Annotated in this window: 12 protein-coding genes; 8 read left to right on the forward strand and 4 right to left on the reverse strand. The window is 65.5% G+C overall.

The window, feature by feature from the left end; translation table 11 throughout:
• Window positions 1-53: 53 nt before the first annotated feature.
• A complete protein-coding gene (locus C8C96_RS16090; RefSeq protein WP_121942944.1) occupies window positions 54-689 on the forward strand; it encodes a GntR family transcriptional regulator in 636 nt (211 codons plus the stop codon).
• A 51-nt stretch (window positions 690-740) separates the two neighbouring features.
• On the opposite strand, the gene C8C96_RS16095 is transcribed toward C8C96_RS16090, so the two are convergent.
• Window positions 741-1,904, reverse strand: a complete 1,164-nt coding sequence (locus C8C96_RS16095) for a diguanylate cyclase (RefSeq protein ID WP_121942945.1) — start codon at window positions 1,902-1,904, stop codon at window positions 741-743.
• A 409-nt stretch (window positions 1,905-2,313) separates the two neighbouring features.
• On the opposite strand from C8C96_RS16095, the gene C8C96_RS16100 reads away from it, so the two are divergent.
• The gene (locus C8C96_RS16100; protein ID WP_121944051.1) at window positions 2,314-4,164 is read left to right on the forward strand and encodes a long-chain fatty acid--CoA ligase; all 1,851 of its coding nucleotides are present in this window, start codon (window positions 2,314-2,316) and stop codon (window positions 4,162-4,164) included.
• A 15-nt stretch (window positions 4,165-4,179) separates the two neighbouring features.
• Here C8C96_RS16100 and C8C96_RS16105 read toward each other — a convergent pair whose 3' ends face one another.
• On the reverse strand, window positions 4,180-5,301 hold the full coding sequence (locus C8C96_RS16105; protein ID WP_121942946.1) for a saccharopine dehydrogenase family protein: 1,122 nt from the start codon (window positions 5,299-5,301) through the stop codon (window positions 4,180-4,182).
• A gap of 168 nt (window positions 5,302-5,469) precedes the next feature.
• Between C8C96_RS16105 and C8C96_RS16110 the strand changes: the two genes are divergently transcribed.
• Window positions 5,470-5,919 (forward strand): Lrp/AsnC family transcriptional regulator, encoded by a 450-nt coding sequence (locus C8C96_RS16110; RefSeq protein ID WP_121942947.1) that lies wholly within the window; start codon window positions 5,470-5,472, stop codon window positions 5,917-5,919.
• Between the two features lie 161 nt (window positions 5,920-6,080).
• Here C8C96_RS16110 and C8C96_RS16115 read toward each other — a convergent pair whose 3' ends face one another.
• Window positions 6,081-6,668 (reverse strand): lysophospholipid acyltransferase family protein, encoded by a 588-nt coding sequence (locus C8C96_RS16115; protein ID WP_121942948.1) that lies wholly within the window; start codon window positions 6,666-6,668, stop codon window positions 6,081-6,083.
• 322 nt (window positions 6,669-6,990) lie between these two features.
• On the opposite strand from C8C96_RS16115, the gene C8C96_RS16120 reads away from it, so the two are divergent.
• Both C8C96_RS16120 and dusA read left to right on the forward strand, forming a co-directional pair.
• Window positions 6,991-8,160 carry an alkane 1-monooxygenase gene (locus tag C8C96_RS16120; RefSeq protein WP_121942949.1) on the forward strand — a complete coding sequence of 390 codons (1,170 nt, stop codon included), beginning with the start codon at window positions 6,991-6,993 and terminating at the stop codon, window positions 8,158-8,160.
• A 283-nt stretch (window positions 8,161-8,443) separates the two neighbouring features.
• A complete protein-coding gene (dusA, locus tag C8C96_RS16125) occupies window positions 8,444-9,448 on the forward strand; it encodes a tRNA dihydrouridine(20/20a) synthase DusA (protein WP_233584255.1) in 1,005 nt (334 codons plus the stop codon).
• On the opposite strand, the gene C8C96_RS25350 is transcribed toward dusA, so the two are convergent.
• Complete coding sequence (locus C8C96_RS25350) at window positions 9,441-12,275, reverse strand: EAL domain-containing protein (protein ID WP_121942951.1); 2,835 nt, start codon at window positions 12,273-12,275, stop codon at window positions 9,441-9,443. The genes dusA and C8C96_RS25350 overlap by 8 nt on opposite strands.
• Window positions 12,276-12,489: 214 nt before the next feature.
• On the opposite strand from C8C96_RS25350, the gene C8C96_RS16135 reads away from it, so the two are divergent.
• The 3 genes from C8C96_RS16135 to rsxB all read left to right on the forward strand — a co-directional run bounded on the left by C8C96_RS16135 (window position 12,490) and on the right by rsxB (window position 16,101).
• Window positions 12,490-13,578 (forward strand): GTP pyrophosphokinase family protein, encoded by a 1,089-nt coding sequence (locus C8C96_RS16135; protein ID WP_121942952.1) that lies wholly within the window; start codon window positions 12,490-12,492, stop codon window positions 13,576-13,578.
• Between the two features lie 205 nt (window positions 13,579-13,783).
• On the forward strand, window positions 13,784-15,397 hold the full coding sequence (locus C8C96_RS16140) for a polyhydroxyalkanoate depolymerase (protein WP_121942953.1): 1,614 nt from the start codon (window positions 13,784-13,786) through the stop codon (window positions 15,395-15,397).
• Entirely contained in the window at window positions 15,394-16,101 is a 708-nt protein-coding gene (gene rsxB / locus C8C96_RS16145) for an electron transport complex subunit RsxB (RefSeq protein WP_121942954.1), read from the forward strand. The genes C8C96_RS16140 and rsxB overlap by 4 nt, the downstream gene beginning before the upstream one ends.
• Window positions 16,102-16,135: the final 34 nt, after the last annotated feature.

The following is a 16,135-nucleotide window of genomic DNA, read 5'->3' on the forward strand; positions in this document are numbered from 1 at the left end:
CATCATTCATAATTATTGATTCAAAATATTCCACACAGCTTACAATCCACCCCATGTCTGCCCTTACCCTCACTCCCCGCGCGCTCTACGAAGAAGTGGCCGAGCAATTGCGCCAGCGCATCTTCCGGCGCGAACTGGAGCCGGGCAGCTGGATTGACGAACTCAAGATTGCCGAAGAATTCGGCATCAGCCGCACGCCCCTGCGCGAGGCACTGAAGGTGCTGGCCGCTGAAGGCCTGGTCACGATGAAGGTGCGCCGTGGCGCCTATGTGACGGAGATGAGCGAAAAAGACCTGCGCGACGTGTACCACCTGCTCAGCCTGCTGGAGAGCGACGCCGCAGGCGTGGTGGCCGAACATGCCACCGACACGCAGCTAAAGACGCTGCAGGACCTGCACGCCGAGCTGGAAGCCGCCGTGGCTGATCGCGAAAAATTCTTCGCCGTCAACGAACGCTTTCACATGCACCTGCTGGAGATGGCCGACAACCGCTGGCGCAGCCAGATGGTGGCCGACCTGCGCAAGGTGATGAAGCTCAACCGCCACAACTCGTTGTTCAAGCAGGGGCGCATCGAGGATTCGCTGGGCGAACACCGCGCCATCCTGGCTGCGATGGTGGCGCGCGATGCCAAGGGCACGGTGAAGGCCATGCAGGCGCATTTTGCGCAGGGGCTGGAAGCGGCGACCTGATTGGAAGCCGCCAGCACAAGCCCGCTTGTCGCGGGCTTAAGCTGTGTCGGCTCAGTTTTTGGCCTGCTCCACGCGGTTGCGCCCACCGGCCTTGGCGGCATAGAGCGCCTCGTCGGCCCGGCGCAGCAGGTCATGAAAGCTGTGGTCCCCTGCGTTTGCCGCGGCCACCCCCATGGAAATGGTCATGGGGATGAACACCCCGCCCGCATTCAGAGGCTCCCCGGCCACCAGTGCACGCAGGCGCTCACCGGCCATCAGGGCGGCTGTAGTGTCCAGCCCCTCCCACAGCACCACAAACTCCTCGCCACCATGGCGTGCCGCCAGATCGCTGCCTCGGCATGCTGTACGCAGGTGCACGGCCACATGCCGCAGCGCCACATCCCCCACTTCATGTCCATGGCAGTCGTTGATGGCCTTGAAGTGATCGATATCGATCACAGCCAGGGCCAGACCGCTTGCCTGTTGCGGCCTCTCGGCAAATCGCCGCTCCCCCACCGTGACCAGCGTGCGGCGGTTGGGAAGGCCCGTGAGGTAGTCGGTGGAGGCTGCCAGCTCCCACTGGCGGCCAATGCGTTCGGAGCACATGAGCAAAAAGGCCGTCGTCCCCACCACGGGCAGCAATGCGGTGATCATGGGGCTGGCCATGTTGATCCAGGCCCCATCGCCCGTGATGTCAAAGGACGGACTTATGCCACGCCCCAAAAAATAAGCCGCCCGAAACACTGTGAACCCCGCCACAAAGGCAAACAGGCTCGCCATCACGCGGCGGCTGTGCGCACCATCGGGTGATTTCTGCGACACCAGCAACACAAAGCTTGCCAGCAGCAAGAACACGCAGCAGGTCGAAAGAATGACCACACGCATGCGCGTGTCCGGCCGGAGCACCGCGAACCAAAGTATTCCCAGGATGCCCACCGCAGCCGGGGCCAACATCCAGCGCAGATCCGGCAGGCCATAAAACTGCCTTAGCGCACGCCAGTAACCCGTGCACCCCAGCAGCACCAGCCCGTTGGCCAGCGGCGACGCCAGCCCCAGAGGCATCTGGTCGCGCGACGCGTACATCACGGCACTGCCGGCCAGCAGCAGCGTAGCGATACGCCAGGTTTCGGTGCAGTTGCGCAAGGCCACAGGGAAGCTCTTGCGCATCAGGCCCAGCACCCACCCGTTGGCCAGCATCATCAGCGTGGCAACAATGAAGATGGTGACGGGATCCATGGCGGCGGGGGCGAAATGGCGGTTTGCGGCGGGATGGTGAACGACGAGGTGGCCTCCCCTTTTCATATCGGCGGAAGGTGGGACATTGTGGCCGACCCGGCTTGCAATCAGCCCGCGCATCGTGCGAATGCTCTTCGGCAGCCCGGCTCCGGGGTGCGCCCGAACCCCTTGGCGTCACCCAACGCACTGCGGAGAAAGCACAGCGACCCGCCCCGCAGCGCGCCAATACACGGGCTGGCAGAGGGCTGCGCCAAAACACAGGCGCGGAGCATTCCGAAAATCGGAACGCACCATTTGCAACACAAGAGGTCTCCGCGCGTGCGTTTCCAGCAGGTTCGATCGGTATGATTCTGCGGGTTTTCACTGAGGCTTTGCGCCTTTGGCGCGCACAGCCTTCACCGCAGGTTCCATGTCTCCCATCCCCTCCGATATCGCCAGCGTGCAAACGCTGCCCCAGCTCCTCGCCTACCGCGCTGCCCGCACCCCAAATGCCGAGGCGTACCGCGCCTTCGACCCCACCACCCAATCCTGGATGAGCCTGACCTGGGAGCAAGCCGCAGGGCGCATCGCCACCTGGACGCAAGCCCTGGTTGCGCTGCAACTGCCCCCGGCAGCCCGCGTGGCCATCTTGCTGCCCAACGGCCTCAATGCCATGTGCGCAGACCAGGCCACGCTGGCCGCCGGCGGTGTGCCCGTGCCTCTGCACGCCATCGACAACCCCGGCAGCATCGCCTACATCCTGGCCGACTGCGAAGCCTCGATGCTCATCGTGGGCCAGGCCGAGCAGTGGGAAAAGATCCGCGCCGTGGGCACGCCGTTCCCGGCCCTGCGGGCGGTGGTGATCACCGACGACGACACTTCAACCTTCGCGCCCACCGCCGCTTCGGTCGATGGCCCCGCCGTGGGCTCGCTGGCGCAGTGGCTGGCGGGGGCCGGTGCAGCCCCAGCGCCCACACCACCCGGTGCAGACGACCTGGCGGCCATCGTCTACACCTCGGGCACCACGGGCAAGCCCAAGGGCGTGATGCTCACGCACCGCAACGTGGTCGGCGACGTGAAGGCGGTGCTCGACCGCATCGCCCCCACAGTGGACGACGTGTTCCTGTCGTTCCTTCCGCTGTCGCACACCTTCGAGCGCACAGGCGGCTACTACCTGCCGATTGCGGCGGGCAGCTGCGTGGCCTACGCACGCTCGGTGGCCCAGCTGGCGGAAGACCTGAAAACCATACGCCCCACCGTGCTGGTGTCGGTGCCGCGCATCTACGAGCGCATCCAGGCCAAGCTGCTCGAAAAACTCTCGCCCACGCCCTGGAAGATGCAGCTGTACGAAGCCGCGCAGAGCAAGGGTTGGGCCCGGTTTTGTGCAGCCCAGGGGCTGGCTGCCCCCACACCGGACGCCAGCAGTCAGGCCGCAGGCTGGATGGCCGCCTTGCCCTGGCCCGTGCTGCAGGCCCTGGTGGCCAAGCCTTTGCTGGCCCAGTTTGGCGGCCGCGTGCGCGTGGCGGTGAGCGGCGGCGCGCCGCTGTCGCCCACCATTGCCAAGTGTTTTCTGGGTCTGGGGCTGCCGCTGATCCAGGGCTACGGTATGACTGAGACCGCACCGGTGGTGTCGGTCAACGCACTGGACGACAACGACCCCGCCTGCGTGGGCAAGGCCCTGCCCGGCGTGGAAGTGCGTATCGGCGACAACCACGAGCTGCAGGTGCGCGGCCCCATCGTGATGAAGGGCTACTGGAAGCGCCCCGAAGACACCGCACGCATCCTGAGCACCGACGGCTGGCTGGGCACCGGCGACCAGGCCGACATCGTGAACGGCCGCATCTACATCAAGGGCCGCATCAAGGAAATCATCGTCACATCCACCGGCGAAAAGATCCCGCCGGGCGACCTGGAGCTGGCCCTGCTGGCCGACCCGCTGCTGGAGCAGGCCTTTGTGGTGGGCGAAAACCGCCCCTTCATCGCCTGCGTGGCCGTGCTGAACCCGGGCGAGTGGCAGCGCCTGGCCGCTGACCTGGGCCTGAACCCCCAGGCCGCCGACAGCCTGAACCACCCCAGCGTGCACCGTGCTGTGCTGGCGCGCATCGAAAAGAACACCGCCAGCTTTGCCCGCTATGCCGTGCCGCGCACGGTGCACCTGACGCTCACGCCTTGGACGATTGAAAACACCTTCATGACGCCCACGCTCAAGCTCAAGCGCAACAACCTGATGGCGCACTTTGCCGAGGCCATCGAAGGCATGTACCAAAAGCCGGGGCGCTGAGCCTCGGCTTGCTCCTTACAACACCAGCTCGCCCTCCCGGGCGTAGGCGGAGCCAAAGCGGTTGGACAGAAAGTCCGCAAGCGCCACGGACTCCTGCCCGACAAAGCCCTGCTGCGGCAACTTACCTTGCGCCACCAGGTCCAGCGCCGTGCAGATGCCTGCGGCCGTGGTGAGCTGGATGGCGCTCAGCGTGTGCCCAGCCACTTGCGTGCCCACGATACGGGCCGAGTACGAGTCCTGCACCAACCGCCCGCCCTTGAGGCCTGATGCGGTGGCAAACACCACGATCACGTCCTGGTCCGTGGTGGGGATGGCGGTTTCCAGAATGTCCTTGAGCAGATCGCGCCGGTCGCGCAGGCGCAGGTCGTTGAGCAGCAGCTTGAGGATGGCGTTGTGGCCCGGGTAGCGGATGGACTGGTAGTCCACCTGCCGCGCCTTGCCCGCCAACGTTTCTGTCAGCGTGCCCAGGCCACCCGAGGTGTTGAAGGCCTCGTACTCCACGCCGTCCAGCGCAAAGGTTTCCAGCCCCTCCAGCGCGGGCACCGTGGTGCGCACGCCGTCCACAATGGCTTCGCAGGGGTTGCAGTACTCGTTGATGAGGCCCTCGGTGCTCCAGGTCAGGTTGTAGCGCAGGGCACCCTGTGGGTAGCGGGGCAGCGCCCCCACGCGCATGCGCAGCGTGTGCAGGGTGTCAAAACGCCGGGCCAGGTCGTTGCCCACGATGCCGATGAAACCCGGGGCGAGGCCGCATTGCGGCATGAGCACGCTGCGGGCGTTGCCGGCGAGGGTGCGGATGGCCTGGGTGCTGGCCACGTCCTCGGTCAGGTCAAAGTAATGCACACCTGCGCGTGCACACGACGTGGCCACGGGCACGGCGCGATGGAACGGCAATGCGTTCAGCACGGCAAAACGGCCGTCAATGGCGGCCTGCAGGCTCGCGTCGTCTGTGGCCAATCGGGTGGAAATACCCAGAGTTGCCACCTCGGCCAGCCGCACCGGATCGCGGTCCACCACCAGGATGTCGTAGTCGCCCGACCGCTGCAGCAAGAGCGCCATGGCAAAGCCGATGTGGCCCGCCCCCAGGATGGTGATGGGGCGGCGGGAGGTGGAGTGCGAGGAAATGTCAAAGGTGGTCATGGCAATGCTCCCGGTAGTGCTCTCCGCACATGACGGAGAGGTGTTGTGGATGCCTTGATGCTAGGCAACAGCGCTGTCAATGTGTAGCGTTCAAAACGTCGAAAGCGGTTCTTTGTTTTGCCATAACGGCGAATATGATGGGCGTTATGACTTTTTGAGGAAATGCGCATGACCCAGGCCCTAGATGACACCGACCGGCAACTGCTCAGCCTGCTGCAGGCCAATGCGCGCGAAGGCACGGCCACGCTGGCGCGCAAGCTTGGCCTGGCCCGCACCACCGTGGTGGCGCGGATCGCGCGGCTGGAACGTTCGGGTGTGGTGGCTGGCTACGGGGTGCGGCTGGGTACACGGCTTGACGCCACCACCGTGCGGGCCTGGTGCAGCATCAGCGTGCTGCCCAAGGCAGCACCCGCCGTGCTGCGCGCGCTGGAGGCCATGGCAGAGGTCGAAGAGGTGTCGGCCGTGAGCGGGCCGTTTGACTACCTGGTGTTCTTACGCTGCGCCAGCCACGAGCAGCTCGACACCCTGCTCGACCGCGTGGGCCAGCTCGACGGGGTGCACCAGACCCAGACCAGCATCGTGCTCAGCCGCAAGATCGACCGGCGACAGGCAGGGTGACGTCCCCCTGAGCGGCTGCGCCGCGGCCCTTGCTCGGCATCCCTTGCTTGGGTTGCGCCAGTCACGACCAGCGCGCCCGCAACGGCCCTTGAATGCTATGCTTATTGAAGCACCTAGCGCTTATTCATCATGCGCTAGAGGCGAATTTGACTACAGTTCGTTCAAGCCTCGAACTGCGTCGGGTTCTTGCCCCGGATGGGCGCATAAAACGCCTTGATGGCCGCCATGTCGCGCTCCACATCGCCCGTGGGCTCAAACACCGGGCCCAGGCCGCCGACCTTGCGGCCGTAGTCCACAAAGGCCAGCACGATGGGCACGCCGGCCTGCTGGGCGATGTAATAAAAGCCTGTCTTCCAGTGCCGCGTCTTGCCGCGCGTGCCTTCGGGCGGCACGATGAGCTGCATGGGGCCTTCGGCCTCCCGCATGGCCTGGGCCGAGCTGGCCACCAAATTGTTCGCCTGCTCCCGGTTCACCGGGATGCCGCCCAGCCAGCGCATCACCCCGCCAAACGGCGCCTTGAACAGGCTGTGCTTGCCCATCCAGTACACCCGCAGGCGCAGCGAAAACGCCAGCATCAGCGTGTACGGCAAATCCCAGTTGCTGGTGTGGGGTGCGGCGATCAGCACGCTTTTGGCGGCATGGGCTGGCAAGGCGCCCTCGACCTTCCAGCCGGTGATGCGCAGGGTGAAGCGGGAAAAAGCGCGCAGGAGCGTGTTGACAACCGGCGTGTCAAAAATGGTGTGGTGCATGGGAAAACGGGTGACAGAACGGAGCCCGGGGCGCTGACACAGACAGTGGGCGCTTGGCTCCACAGGCATCGAGGGCGCCGCGAGTATCGCTGATGGTGCCAATGTCCCGCCTTGACGCAAGGCAAAATGGAGCCGCCGCCGCTTGCATGCGCCCCTGCAGATTACTCCCAATTTCATAGCAATCAGGACAATCAACACTAGCGCTACCAGCCATTTTTGCTCCAAGTGTCAGAGTAAAGGCGCCATGCCAAATAAAACTGGCGTTGGATCTCCACCGGTCCAGAATGCACCGCCAGCAGGTCCGCGTTGTCGCTGCCGCCCCATGCTGCCAACCCTATTGCCCACCACCCCGCCCTACCGCGACCGCAAGCGGTACGCATGGCTGCTGTCCCTGGTGGTGCCCTGCACCGTGGGCGTAGGCCCGGCACTGATGGCATGGACCGGCGAACCGCTGGTGCTGTGGGCGCCGGTGGCGTTTTTCTACCTCGTCGCCCCGTTGCTCGACGGGATGCTGGGCGTGGACCAGAGCAACCCGCCCGAATCCGCCGTGCCTGCGCTCGAAGACGACCGCTACTACCGCCGCATCACCTTCCTGCTGGTGCCGGTGCTGTGGGCGGCCTTCATCTTCAGCGCCTGGTGGGTGGCCACGCAGCCCCTGCCCTGGCATGGCGTGCTGGCGATGGTGCTAACCACGGGCACGGTGGGCGGGTTCTGCATCAATCTGGGGCACGAGCTGGGCCACAAGAACACGCCGCTGGAGCGCTGGCTGGCCAAGCTGGTGCTGGCACCCACGGCCTATGGGCACTTCTTCATCGAACACAACCGGGGCCACCACCGCGATGTGGCCACACCGGCCGACCCGGCCTCGTCGCGCATGGGCGAGTCCATCTACCGCTTTGTGCTGCGCGAGATGCCCGGCGCCGCACGCCGCGCCTGGGCGCTGGAAAAAGACCGCCTGGCCCGCCAGCACCTGCCGTTGCTGTCGTGGCACAACGAGATCCTGCAGCCGGCGCTCATCACGGCGCTGCTGTGGGCAGGGCTGGCGCTGTGGCTGGGCGTGGTCATCCTGCCGTTTTTGCTGGTGGCGTCTTTCTGGGCCAACTTTCAGCTCACCTCGGCCAACTATGTCGAGCACTATGGGCTGCTGCGGCAAAAGGACGCCAGCGGCCGCTACGAACCCTGCCGCCCGCAGCATTCATGGAACAGCAACCACGTGTTCTCCAACTGGGCCCTGTTCCATCTGCAGCGGCACTCCGACCACCACGCGCACCCGCTGCGCCGCTACCAATCTCTGCGGCACTTTGACGATGTGCCGCAGCTGCCCATCGGCTACTTCGGCATGTTCACGCTGGCCTATGTGCCGCCCCTGTGGCGCCGGGTGATGGACCCGCGCCTGCTGGCCCAGGTGGGGCGCGACGCCGCCCACATCAACATCGACCCGCGCCAGCGGGCCGCGATCGTGCGGAAATACGGGTTGCAGGACCTGGGATAGAACGAGTGTGAATGCGCTGGCGACTGGGCACAGGCACCCTGCGGGCCGACAACCGCCCCTCCAACACTCCTCTATTGATAGCACCCGGAACAATCGGCACTAGCACCTGCGCCCGTTCTGACCCAAAACCCTCCTCTGGCGCCCCTCACGCAGCCAGTGGGATAATGCGGGTTTCGCACCTGCAGCCCCGCAGCGCCCCCGACCAGAGGGGCGTTCTGCTGCAGAACATTCCCCTCCCCGCCTTCGCTGTTTGCCTGTGGAAACCACCCTGAGCCCCTGGCGCATGTCCGTCGCCCCCATGATGGACTGGACTGACCGCCACTGCCGTTACTTTCACCGGCTGCTGACGCGGCAGACCCTGCTGTACACCGAGATGGTGAACGCGGGCGGCATCTTGTACGGCGGCACCGAGCGCCACCTGCGCTTCAACGCCGAAGAGCACCCCGTGGCCCTGCAACTCGGTGGCAACGAGCCCGACAAGCTCGCCCAGGCCGCCAAACTGGGTGAGGAATGGGGCTACGACGAAATCAACCTGAACTGCGGTTGCCCCAGCGACCGCGTACAGCGCGGTGCCTTTGGCGCCAGCCTGATGAAGGCCCCCCAGCTGGTGGCCGACGGCGTCAAGGCCATGAAGGACGTGGTCAGCGTGCCCGTCACCGTCAAGCACCGCATCGGCATCGACAAGGTGGAGGACTACGGCTTTGTGCGCGACTTCGTCGGCACCGTGGCCGAGGCCGGGTGCACCGTGTTCATCGTGCATGCGCGCAACGCGTGGCTGCAGGGCCTCTCTCCCAAGGAAAACCGCGACATCCCGCCGCTGCGCTACGAGGTGGTCCACCGCCTCAAGGCCGAGTTTCCGCAGTTCACCATCGCCATCAACGGCGGTATCACCGCCGACGCGGTGGTGCAGGAGCAGCTGCAACATCTCGACGGCGTGATGATCGGCCGCGAGGCGTACCACAACCCCTGGTGGCTGGCGCGCTGGGACCAGCTCTACTACGGCGGCGCCCCCTGCCCCCTGACCCGAGAGGAAGTGGAGCTGGCGATGGTGGAATACATGGAGCGCGAGGCCGCACAGCACGGCACCCCCTGGCCCCACATCGCCCGCCACATGCTGGGCCTGCGCCACAGCCTGCCCGGCGCCCGCATCTGGCGCCAGGTGTGGAGCAACCATCTGCTCAAGGACCGCCCCGCGCGGGAAGTGCATGCGCTGGCTATGCAGGCCTATGCCAGTGGAGCGTCCGAGCCCAGCGCTGAGCCCGCAACACTGGACTCCGTGACTACTTAGTCAGCCGCCCCACCCAGGCCGCCAGCGGCTCGGGCCGCCCGAAGAGGTAGCCCTGCAGGCACTCGCACTGGCTTTCGACCAGAAAGTCGGCCTGGGCGCGTGTCTCCACCCCCTCGGCCACCACGCGCAGGTTGAGATGGCGGGCCACCGAGATGATGGACTGCACGATGGCCGTGTCATTGGGGTCGTCGGGCGTGTCGTCCACAAAGCTCTTGTCGATCTTGAGCTCGTAGAGCGGGAGCCGCTTGAGGTAGGCCAGACTCGAATAGCCGGTGCCAAAGTCGTCGATGGAGAAACGCACGCCCAGCTGCACGATCTCGGTCATGCGGGCGATGGTGTCGTCCAGGTCTTCGATGAGCAGGCTTTCGGTCACCTCCAGGATCAGATGGGCCGGGTTGGCGCCGGTGTGGGCCAGGATGTGGCGCACGCGCTCCACAAAGTCGTCCTGGCGGAACTGCCGCTCGCTCACGTTGACGGACAGCGACAGCGCGTGCCCTGCCACCTGCAAGCGTGCCAGGGTCTCACAGGCCTGCTGGATCATCCAGTCGCCCATGCGCAGGATGAGGCCCGAGGCCTCGGCGATGGGGATGAAGCGGGTGGGCGGGACATTGCCGCGCACGGGGTGGTCCCAGCGCATCAGCAGCTCGCCGCCCACGACGTTGCCCGCAGCGTCCACCTGGTTTTGCACAAAGGCGGCCAACTGGCCCAGGGTTTGCGCTTTTTTCAGGTCCTGCTCCAGCGCCAGGCGCTCCTGCACGTCGGCCTGCATCGCGGCTTCGTAAAAGCGGATGCGGTTGCGACCCAGGTCCTTGGCGCGGTACATGGCCGTGTCGGCCTCCCGCAGAAGATCTTCCACGCCCTCGTCCCGCTTGGGGAAGAGCGTGATGCCGATGCTGCCGGTGGTGCTGTAGAGGTGGGTGTCGATGGTGTAAGGCGCTTCCAGTGCGGCGCGCATTTCTTCGGCTACCAGCAGCGCAGCGCGCCCGGCGGACTCCATGTCCGACGCCACGTTGTGCACCAGCACCACAAACTCGTCCCCACCCAGGCGCGCCACGGTGTCGCCCGTGCGTTGCAACTGTGTGAGCCGCTGGGCCACCTGCATGAGCAGCATGTCGCCCACCGTGTGGCCCCGCGCATCGTTGATCTGCTTGAAATTGTCGAGATCGATGTAGAGCACAGCGCCCACCTGGGCGGCCTTCTGCGCGTTGGCCAACGCGTGTTCCATGCGGTCCAGCAGCATGCGCCGGTTGGGCAGGCCGGTGAGCGCATCAAAGTAGGCCAACTGGTGTGAGCGCGCCTCGGCCTGCTTGCGTTCGGTGATGTCGCGCGACAGCGCGATGAACCGGGGTTCGTCGCCCGGGGCGGCGCTCTCCTTGCGCGCAATCGACAACTCGAACCAGTGGGTCACCCCGCCCAGCTCCAGCCGGAACTGGTGGCCTGACGAGTACCCGGTCTGGTGGGCCGCTTGCAGCGCCGCATGGCAGCCGGCGGCGGCTTCGGGGGGGACCACATCGCGCAGCAGGCGGCCCAGAAACATCTCTGGCGGCACAGCCAGCTCTCCCGATCGTGCCGACCGGTAGTGGTGGATGCAGCCGTCCAGCCCCAGTTCGAACAACAGATCAGGAATGGCGCTGAGCGTGCTCTCCAGGTCATCCCGGGTGGCGCGCAGTTCGGCCGTCATGTCGCGCGCCAGTGCCACCGCACGCTCGCGCCCCGTGGCCAGCAGCCAGGTGAACCACGCAAGGATCAGGCTCAGCACCGTGCCCAAAAGCGCCACCGGGTGGTGTCCATCGTCCTGAAAGCGCTGCGCAAAGCCCGGTAGTGGGGCCATGTGCAAGGTCCAGCGGCGCCCGCCCAGCTCCAGCTCGCGCCGCGCTTGCAACGCCGGGGCGCCAGCGCCTTGGGCCGGTGTCTTCAGGTTGCTGAACAGCAGCGCGCCCGCTCCGGCACCGGCATCTCCTGGTCCGGTGCCGGGGGATGCCGCACCCGCGTCCGGGGTGCTGTCGGTGATCTGCAGGCCGATGTCCGCGTCAAACTCCCGGGACATGCCATGGATCACGTCCTCCATGCGAAACGGAGCGGACACCCAGCCCGCCAGTCCCTGCCGACGCCCTTCCACCTTGCTGTTGTCAGCGTCGGCGCGGTACAGGGGCATGTACATCACCAGCCCAGGGGCAGCGTTTTGCATCAGGGTCAGTCGCCCGGACAACGCCAGCGCTCCGGTGTCACGGGCCCGGTCCAGCGCCTCCTTGGCGGGGGGAATGGTCAACACATCCAGTCCCAGCGCCTTGAGGTTGGGGCCCTCCAGCGGCTCGATGTGGGTGATGGGTGCCAGCCACTCGCGCTCGCCGGGCGGTCGCACTGCATATTGGTCAAAACCGCGCTGGCGCATGTCCTCCAGATGGGCAGCGAGCGCCTTGCCAGGAAACTGCAGAATCAGCGACACCCCCTGCAGCCCAGGACGGGTTGCCTGCAGCTGCAGCGCGCTCACATAGGCCTGAAACTCCTCGCGATCGATGCGCTCCGAGCCCTCAAAGTAGCCCTTGACGCCGCGCAACACCACCTCGTAGGTCGCCATGCGGTCCTTGAGGTTGTAGGCAATCTGGTCGGCCGCCACCTCAAAGTTCTGCTCGCGCTTGGTCCTTGTGTTCTTTTCTTCGCTCTGCCAGTACAGGAAGGTCAGCCCCAGGGTCAGCAGCGCGATCAGTGGGGGCAGCACCACGGGCAACCAGCGGTGGTTGCTGGTGCCCGCAACCCCTTCAGACCCCCATGCCGCCTGCCCTGGCGCGGCGAGGTCATCGTTGTCGGGGGCTGGGTGAGGTGTCATGGTGGATGGTGTGACTTCGATGCACCGGCATCGTGCACCGGCGGTGCTGCCCCATTATGAGCATCTGTCCTGCGCCGAAAAGGGGCATTTGCGCGCAAACTGCACAGGCCGGGTCCCTGCATGCCGTTTATGCTCGCACCCGCTGGGCCAAGGGCTATGCGCCCGCACCCACTTCCCGTATCAACCCTGGCAATACCCACCACAAAGGCCTGGCATGGCATCGCTCGATTTCGACCTGGAGGAATCCCAATTTCGCAGCTGGTACACCGCGCAGGCGGTTGCGCTGGAAGACGCCTGCGCAGCGCTGACCGCGCGGGTGGCGGCGGTGGTGACCCAGGCGGGCGGCGTGGACATCACCAAGGTGGAGGGCCGCGTGAAGGATGTGGACGAATGCGTGCGCAAGTTCGTGCGCAAATACCGTCCGGCGCTGGAAGAGAGCAACACCCCCTACGACATAGAGACTTACATCACCGACCTGATTGGCGTGCGGGTGGTGTGCCTGTATGAAGACGAGCTGGAGAAGATTGCCCAGATCGTGCGCGCCCATTTCGCGGTGATCGACGTGACCGACAAGGTCTCGGCGGTGGAAAGCACCGAGGCGTCCTTTGGCTACAAAGGGCTGCACCTGGACCTGCGGCTGAGCGTGGCCGAACGCGACCTGCCGGAGCACGCGGCCTATGCCGAGTGGCCCTTCGAGCTGCAGGTGCGCACCATCATCCAGGACTCGTGGAGCGTGCTGGACCACAAGATCAAGTACAAAAAATCCATCCCGGGCCAGCTCAAGCGGCGCATCAACGTGCTGTCGGCCCTGTTCGAGCTGGCCGACCGCGAGTTCCGCCAGATCCGCGATGCCACAGCGGCCGAACTGCTGCAGGCCCCCGACGAAACCGCCGAACCCGCAACCGATGTCGCCGCCGATTTGCAGGCGCCCACCCGCGCAGCCGCCACCAGCAGCGAACTGAACGCGTTCACGTTCTTGAAGATCGCCACGCATTTTTTCAAGGACTTCGAATTCGAGCCGTCCAAGGTCGATGGGTTTGTGGACGACATCCAGGCCTGGTCAGCCGGCATGACACGTGCGCGCTTCAACAGTCTCATGCGCGAGACGATCGGAGTGGTCAAACGCTACAAGCAGCACTTTGAAGAGCAAAACCCGCAGGGCAGCTTCAACCCGTACACCGTGATCCGGCACTGCCTGTATCTGAGTAACAAGACGGGGTTCCGCCCCGCACTGCGCAACTCGGCCCGCGAGTCGTTCGAGGCCTGGCTGAGCGACAACGCGGAGCCCAAAGTGCAGGGTTGAGGCAAAAATCGGCACAAGCGCTAGTGCTAATTGCCTGAGTAGCTATCATTTTTGATAGCTTCGCAGCCTTCGTCGCCGAACCGGCGCGCCGCCCCTGGGGCCACGTCAATTTGTCGCATAGGCGACTGGACATTGGTGGTTTTACTCCATGCGCTTGTTACCAAGTGCTGCTATATTGCACTGCAACAAAACGGAGTTTCGCCCCATGCTGTACCACCTCTACGAAACCCAGCGCTCCTTGATGGAGCCCTTCACAGATTTTGCGCAGGCGGCTTCCAAGTTGTTCAGCAACCCCGTCTCGCCGCTGAGCCAGACCTCGGCGGCACAGCGCATGGCTGCCGGTTACGACCTGCTCTACCGCCTGGGCAAGGACTACGAAAAGCCCGCCTTCGACATCCACACGGTCGACGTGGACGGTATCGGCGTCGCTATCCATGAACGCATTGAGGTCGACAAGCCGTTTTGCGAGCTGCGCCGCTTCAAGCGCTTTTCGGACGACCCTGCCACGCTGACCAAGCTCAAGGGCCAGCCCGTGGTGCTGATCGTGGCACCGCTGTCGGGTCATTACGCCACGCTGCTGCGCGACACCGTGCGCACCATGCTCAAGGACCACAAGGTCTACATCACCGACTGGAAGAACGCCCGCCTGGTGCCGCTGTCGGAGGGGGAGTTCCACCTCGACGACTACGTCAACTACGTGCAGGACTTCATCCGCCATCTGCAGGGCATCTACGGCAACTGCCACGTGATCAGTGTGTGCCAACCGACGGTGCCCGTGCTGGCAGCCGTGTCGCTGATGGCCAGCCGCGGCGAGAAAACGCCCCTGACGATGACCATGATGGGTGGCCCCATCGACGCTCGCAAGTCGCCCACGGCAGTGAACAATCTGGCGACCAACCGCAGCTACGAGTGGTTTGAGAACAACGTGATCTACCGCGTGCCGGAAAAATTCCCGGGCGCGGGCCGCCGCGTGTACCCGGGCTTTTTGCAGTACACCGGTTTTGTGGCCATGAACCCGGACCGCCATGCGACCAGCCACTACGATTACTTCAAGGACCTGATCAAGGGCGACGACGCAAGTGCCGAGGCGCACCGCAAGTTCTACGACGAGTACAACGCCGTGCTGGACATGGATGCGGACTACTACCTCGAAACCATCCAGACCGTGTTCCAGGATTACAAGCTGGTGAACGGCACCTGGGATGTGCGCTCACCCGCCGGCAAGCTGGAGCGCGTGCGTCCGCAAGACATCAAGACCACAGCCCTCTTCACGGTGGAAGGCGAGCTGGACGACATCTCCGGCTCGGGCCAGACCGAAGCGGCCCACGACCTGTGCAGCGGCATCGTGCGCAAGGAGCAGCGCCACCTGGAAGCCAAGGGCGCAGGCCACTACGGTATCTTCAGTGGCCGCCGCTGGCGCGACATCGTGTACCCCAAGGTGCGCGCATTCATCCTGGAACACGAGTTGCCTGCCAAGCCCGCCACTGTGGCCGCAACGTCCATACCGGCCCCCAGGCTCGCCAGCCCTGCACCGGCCCCTGCCAAGGTTGCCAGCAAGCCCGCACCGGCAGCCAAACCCGCCGCCACCAAGGTGATCAAGGCGACCAAGGCGCCTACGGCAGCAGCCAAGCCTGCCCCAGTCCGCGCTGCGGCCAAGCCCGTGGCGGCCACCGCTGTGGCCACCCGCTGGGTGCAGCCCGCTGCGGCGCCCACAGGTGCGGCGCAGGCGCCCACCGCTGATCTGGCCACGGCCCAGACCAGCGCCACTGCAGCGCCGTCCACCCGCAGCGGCAGCAAGAGCAAGGCGCGCAAGGCTTGAGCCACCCCGCCTCTGCCAGCACGACCCCATCCCACGCTGCCCTGACCGACCTGGCAGCGCGGATTGATGCCGCCCTGCCCCAGACGCAGTGCACGCGCTGCGGCTATCCCGACTGCGCCAGCTATGCGCAGGCCATCGCCCAGGGGGAGGCGGCCATCACCCAGTGCCCTCCGGGCGGTGCTGAGGGCGTGGCCCGCTTGGCCGCCATCACGGGCCATGCCGTGGCGCCCTTGAGCGCCGACCATGGGGTGGAGGCACCGCGCAGCGTGGCCTTCATCGACGAGGCGTGGTGCATTGGCTGCACCTTGTGCATCAAGGCCTGCCCCACCGACGCCATTGTGGGCTCCAACAAGAAAATGCACACCGTCATCGAGCCTTACTGCACAGGGTGCGAGCTGTGCATCCCGGTCTGCCCGGTAGATTGCATCCAGCTCGACAGCGCCAGCGGCATGGCCACCGGATGGGCTGCGTGGTCTGATGCGCTCGCGCTCCAAGCCAAACAGCGGTATCAGCAACACCGTCAGCGGGTGCCGCTGGAGGATGTAGAGGACGAAGGCTCCGGAGCGCAGGCCGATTCGACATCGGCCGCCACCCACAGCCCAGCCGCCGCTGCGGTGGCTGCCGAGGGCATGGAGGCACGCAAGGCGGCCATTGCCGCCGCCATGGAGCGCGCACGGCAACTGCGTGAAAAGGGAGCGCGCTGAGAACGGCGCCTGGTCCGCTGGACCAGCAACCGCC

The sequence above is a fragment of the Acidovorax sp. 100 genome, from assembly GCF_003688355.1.
Lineage (GTDB): Bacteria > Pseudomonadota > Gammaproteobacteria > Burkholderiales > Burkholderiaceae_C > Acidovorax > Acidovorax delafieldii.